Annotated in this window: 4 protein-coding genes; all 4 read right to left on the bottom strand. The window is 52.2% G+C overall.

Going from position 1 to position 5,925, the window contains the following annotated elements:
- Positions 1 to 735: S-layer homology domain-containing protein (locus tag A4E54_RS04845; RefSeq protein ID WP_286724762.1), on the bottom strand; the 735-nt coding region annotated here is incomplete at its 3' end.
- Between the two features lie 2 nt (positions 736 to 737).
- Positions 738 to 1,886: an outer membrane protein assembly factor BamB family protein gene (locus tag A4E54_RS04850; protein WP_286724764.1), complete on the bottom strand. Its 1,149-nt coding sequence runs from the start codon at positions 1,884 to 1,886 to the stop codon at positions 738 to 740.
- An 84-nt stretch (positions 1,887 to 1,970) separates the two neighbouring features.
- Positions 1,971 to 5,627, bottom strand: a complete 3,657-nt coding sequence (locus tag A4E54_RS04855) for a S8 family serine peptidase (protein ID WP_286724767.1) — start codon at positions 5,625 to 5,627, stop codon at positions 1,971 to 1,973.
- 177 nt (positions 5,628 to 5,804) lie between these two features.
- Positions 5,805 to 5,925, bottom strand: a 121-nt coding sequence (locus A4E54_RS04860) for a rod shape-determining protein (protein ID WP_286724769.1), incomplete at its 5' end; no start/stop codon positions are given.

Consider the following 5,925-nt stretch of genomic DNA (forward strand, 5'->3'; position numbering starts at 1 on the left):
CGCCATTTCACCCCGGGTTAGAGTATCCAGCGGCCGGAAGGTGCCGTCCGGGTAGCCGGACATGACGTTTGCGTTTACAACCGCGTTAACTAGAGTTCTCTCTTCAAGTTTTAACATATCCAAATCGGAAAGAGTTTTCGCGGAAGCTGAGTTCACCTCTGTCGTTGGATCATTTTCGGCAGGCGCTGATTTATCTCCAAGAGATGGCGGCACAAGGTACATGGCCCGCGCTAATAGCTCCGCCACCTCAAGCCGGGTGACAGGTCCAGCGTAATCATAACCCTCCGGGTCATCCGGCGCAAGAAACCCTTTTTCCACTGCCAGACCAATATAGGACTGGCCCCAGGGTACCTTGGGCATTTGTTTTGTTTTCACACTGCTAGTTGAATTCGCGTTCCTCTTTTTTTTGCTATTTCCAGCAGCAGCCATTTTCTCGGCCTCCGCGGTAAAACCACCTGAACGGATGATTAACACAACTGTTTCCAGCCTGTTGACCAGTTGATCCGGTTTAAAAGTATGATCCGGGTAGCCTTTGACCATTTCCAGGGCGGCTAAACGTGAAATATCGCTCCGCGCCCAATGGCCATTTAAATCTTCAAAAAAAATAACATTCTGAACCGTCGCCGCCTGGACTGGAACACTGTAAATACATGAAAAAATTACCATGATTAACAATAAGATATCCAAAAAGTACAAGGAAGAACAACATTTTCTCCATTTTCTTTTATTACACATCTTTATCCTCCATCAGACACAGGTGGTTCATCTTTAATTTTATAAATGCTCCCCGCATCCGTTGTCACATAAAGATACCCGCCGGGCCCGGCCAAAGGTTGCATGGATACCTTGCCGTCGAGAGAAAAATCCCAATCAAATCGTCCTAGAGGGGTCACTGCCAGCAAGCGTTTATCTTCAGTTCCCACGTAAACACGCTTGCTGTTTTCATCCACCGACGGCCGGGAAATGGCCTCGTTAATATTTTGATGCCATACTTCCGTACCGTCGTCTTGATTTAGAGCGTAAAGCCTTCCCCCTGCGGAAAAGTAAAGCAGGCCATGTTCCGAGATGGTAGGCGCTGTCAGGCCGTCGAATGCCACCTGATAACTCCAGCGAGGTTTACCGTCTCCTTTGCTGCCGAATGCGTAAACCATCCCCTTATTCAGCCGGTCTATTTTTTGGGGATTCACAGTGGCATAAATCAAACCGTCCTTGCCGGTAACCAAATTGGCTCCCTTAATATCGCCAAGTGAATATCGCCAGAAAATCTTTCCCTCCCCGCTCAGCGCTATCAGAGAAAATCCTTCTTTTTTCTTGCCCAGGACGACAAAAACAGCCTGGTCGTTTCCCGCGCTGGCTAAAATTTCCCAGTCAGTCTCAAGCTGGGTGCTGCCGGTGTTTCCTTGGCCCCACTGCATTACCATCCATTTATAATGTCCCTCAGTGTCAATAGCATATAGCGCTGACGGCATGCACAAGTATAACAAATCCTTGGGGCCGGTGGTCAGATGAACCGCTGATTTGCTTTTACCCTGATAAACTTTGAAGTTCCATCCCATGCTTCCATTTAATTTTATCTCCTGGATCAAAGCATCGCCCGGCATAAATATTGAACCATAAGGGTCAAACACCGGCCGACCCGATTTACTACCGCCCGGTCCGGCAGCCTCCCATAGTTTGCGTCCGTTTTCATCCAGCACAACCAGCTTGTTTCCAGATGGCGCATAAAACAAGCCGTTAGGACCCAATTGCAGTTCTGATGTCAGTTTGCCTATTTTAGCCGCCTGCCAAACCACATGGGGCGACCACCTGTCAGAGCATTCTGCGGACAGGGCAGGGGCGGCAAAAAATAAAAACAATGCAATTGCTAAAACAATCATCTGGTTCATTCCCATACATCCTTACTTAAAAAACCATAAATGAATGCCTGGCTAATAAATGGCCACAAGAGACTAACGGTATTTTTCCAATGTTCATTGTATTAAGCGCTCACAGGCATCCAGCAACCTTTCCAGCAAAACGATCATCTCCCCGGCTGTGACCGGATCGCCCGGCGCAAATAAGCCGCCTGTCCGGTCGTGGAAAAGGCCCGACGCCGTTGTTTCAACAACGGCATCGACCGCCCAGGCGGGTATATCGCCTGCGTCCGTGTAAGGCAATTGCGAAGACGAACCAGTTTTAATCCCAATGTCCCGCTGGAAGGCGGCAAGGACCACTGCCATCTCAGCGCGGCTTAAGCTACCCGTTGGATGGAAACTGCCGTCAGGATAACCGTTAATGATACCTCGTGCCCGCGCCTCAGCCACGGCAGGACGAAACGGCATCGGAATACCCTCCGTGTCTGTAAATGATAGCGGCCATTCGCTGGTCTCCGGCCAGTTCAGAAATCGCGCCAGCGCTGCAACAGCCTCCACCCGCGTCAAAGGCAAACTGGATAGGCTGCTTACTTTACTTCCCGGCGCTTGGTCAGCCATAGCCTGCTCCAACACTCCAATGACAGCTTTTTGTACAACGCCGCTTCCGCTGCTGCCTCCACTGTCCAGAAGGTTTATCTTCTCGCCGGAGACACCTCCAGTTCGCCGGTCCACAGCCACGATGGTTAAATTATATGTCTCTTTATTGTCCTGCTTATGGAAGTAGTTGAACCTGCCCGATTCGTCCAAGGTAATCGCTTGTTTAATGCCCTCTTGCCCCCATATGTAAATTACGGTATTGTGGCCGGCCCTGCCGGTTACCGCCAAACAGCCTTGCAGCGGAATGGCGGAAGCAAATAACAGCGGCTGCGTAACTGTTGAGTGAGCATTAACCGACACCAGCACATTTCCGGTCGGTAGAGGAGCAGTGGCATACTCCAATTCAACCTGCTCGCCAGGAAGGAGATCTCCCGGCAACACTTGGTAACCGTTTTTATAATAACGGGTTAGACCGGAAAAACGGTATTGTCGGCCTCCCACAGTGGTGATAATGCCTTCAGCTTCATTGTATTTTAAGAATGTACTCTTATCATAAAAATTTTCTTCAATATCCAGCCGCCATACTTCTTTCCCAGCCGGGTCTGTTGTAACCCTGACCAAGCTCCCCGCGGCTATAGCGTCATCTAGCGTCCTGACACCCCAGCGGTAGATGACGGTATCCGGAGTCAGAAAAAAGGAACGGTAGCAGACGTTATTATCCAGAAGGTAGAGTTCCCTGTTTTTTTTGGTAAAATCAATTATCTTTCCGTAAAGAACGCTGCTGTATGCCACCAGGCCGATAGCCTCACCGGTGTCCGGCAGGAGCACGGCTGTTACATGATCTCCTTTCTCGATCGCTTCAAAGCTGGAAATTTCCCTGTCTCTCTTTACCGGCGCGCCCGGGAAGATCCGGATGGAAGTCCCGTTCTCCATCCGGATCTCGCTGCTGGAAGCGACAATATCCTTTACCGTGCCTAGGGTTACCTTCCGCTTAACGGCCAGGTACTGCACCTCGCCGCTGGATGGCGCCAGGTGCAGGCGCACGGGCATTCCCGGCAGGGCTTCTTCCAGTTCATCCAGGGCGCCGGTGCCGAAGGGCATATCCGCCGTTTCTGAACCGGTATAACTGTCCTCGTAAGAACAAACCGCGTTTTTAGTAAGACGATAAGTCCCCCCGTTTGCCTCAAGGACGATTATTTTCCGCCCGCCTTCATTACGCAGTGCCGAAACAACACCTGCACGCTCAGTATAACCGGCGCGAACTTGCCGGATTTTCTGGTCCACCGGATTGACCACCGCGCCGACTTCCACTCCCGCCGGCAGTTCGCCCGGCGCCACAGGTTGGTTGTTCAACATGATCCCCCCGATATCGCCAGGCAGGCTGTAACCTCCCAACCTGACGGACGGATTGATTTCCGTAAATACAGTCCCTCCAGCCGTATTAAGAGCTTTTACCCCGGTGGCGCGCCACAAGCGGGCTGTCAAGTAGGCCCGATGAGGAGTGCGGTACACTTCCGACCCCGGAAATAGGTGGCTTGTATCTGCCGGAACGATGTTGTCGTTAACAAGGTTTATCATCGGCAGGTCTGCCAGGCCAAATGATTTACCATCCGCCAGTTCTATCGACCTGCCGCCGATGCTCTTCACAACACTTTCGGCCGGAGCCTGGCCCCAGGCCAGGGCAAAATCCTGTGAGGCCGCGGCGCTGCCGCTCACAGCATTCCGACGCACACCCGCGCCGATCACTCGTACCGTATAATCCCCGGGCACGGGTGACGGCAGGTAAACCTGTTCCACGTTATTTGTCCTGTCCGGTTTGTTACTGCTGAGAAAATGGTTGCCGTAAAATACTCTGCCGTCAGGTGTCCGGACGATCAGGTCGAGGTCGTTCACCAGGACTTGCGCGCCGCCCGGTTCGGCAGGCGGGTCGGTCCAGGCCAGGGTGGCTTTGAAAGGAGATGTAGTGTCGGTAATACGAAAAGTATAAGTAAGTTCGTTTCCCTGAGATACCCCGGCTAACTCGTCGGCCACATTGAATGAGCCTTCTTTTAACGCGATTACCGTCCCGGCCAGGTCTATTACCCCGAACCCCTCTTTTGAAGGTCCATCTACAGTGGGTCTGGAGCCGTTGATTAATACCGCCTTGATCAGTGCGGCCGACGGAGCGGATATATTCATATTCTTTTTAAAATATTCCCGTAGAAGGGTTGCCGAGCCGCCGGCAACGGCAGTGGCCATGCTTGTCCCCTGCATGCGCGTGTATTCCGGGTATCCCGGTAAGTTGCCCTCAACCAAGCGCGACCGGGCGGAAATCACCGCCGAAGCGGGAGCAAGAAGTTCAGGCTTGATCCGCCCGTCTCCAGTTGGACCGCGTGATGAAAAATCGGCGGGGGTCGCGGTATCATTCTCATCTGAAACGAAGGCCGGCCGTGGAAGTACGGACGCGCCGACGGCTAGAGCGTTCTTACTGTTGGCCTCGGTGGTAATGGTACCGGAAGACGGCCCGCTGTTGCCGGCGCCGAAGATTGCGAGGAAGTCGGGGTGATTACGTATAAAGTCGTCTACCTGCGCGGCCGACTCCTGGTAGACATTGGGCCCGCCGCCCCAGCCGTCTATGTGTACCCGCGCGCCTGCCGAATAAGCCGGCCAAAATAAATCGGCCAGGTCGGCCGGGACTTCCGGTTCACCATCCTTGTTCAGGATTCCCTGAAAATAAATACTGGCGCCCGGCGCCACGCCGCGAAATCTTCCATTTGAAGCGGCGCCTGTCCCCGCTACAGTGGCGGCCATATGAGTGCCGTGCCCGTCGGGGTCGTCCGGAACGTCCCGCCCGGCCCACGATTTCAACAACACTACCTTGGGCATTTTACCGGGCGTGCTTTGCAGGTCTGGGTGCAGGTCATTTATATTTCCCGTGTCCAGCCCGCTGTCGGCGATAGCCACAATCTGTCCTTCCCCGGTAAGCCCGCCCGGCGCAATAAATCCCGGCGCGTTTAACGCCGCGGAGCCGGTGATGTCTCTGGCACGGTCATTGAGAAAAGAAATCGTATATGTAGTATTACTATGGTTTGCATAAAACAATAGTAACGGCAGTACTAAAAGAACAACAAGAGTTGAGCAGGTCTTAATGACTGAAAAACCTGTTAAACCCTTATAGGATAGCATGTTACAACGCATAAGAAGCCCCCTGGAAGACTTGATGGAAATGCCGCGTCTATTTTTCGATTATTTAACTCTTTCGACAACTCTTGAGATATTCCTGTTAAATTTGAAAAATAGTTAATTTAGTTAATAAAAAAATTTAGCAAGTCAGGGGGTAATCTCCAGTAATAATGTTTTATCATATTAAATACGTTAAATACGCGGCAGGCTGCCAATCATCGATAGAGCCCTGCCGGTACCCCTGGCGACGCAGGAGAGGGGGTCTTCGGCGATGTATACAGGCAGCCCGGTTTCCTTGCTGATCAACTGATCA

Origin of the sequence: Pelotomaculum sp. PtaB.Bin117, from assembly GCF_002067195.1 — a bacterium.
GTDB classification, from domain to species: Bacteria; Bacillota; Desulfotomaculia; order Desulfotomaculales; family Pelotomaculaceae; genus Pelotomaculum_D; species Pelotomaculum_D terephthalicicum.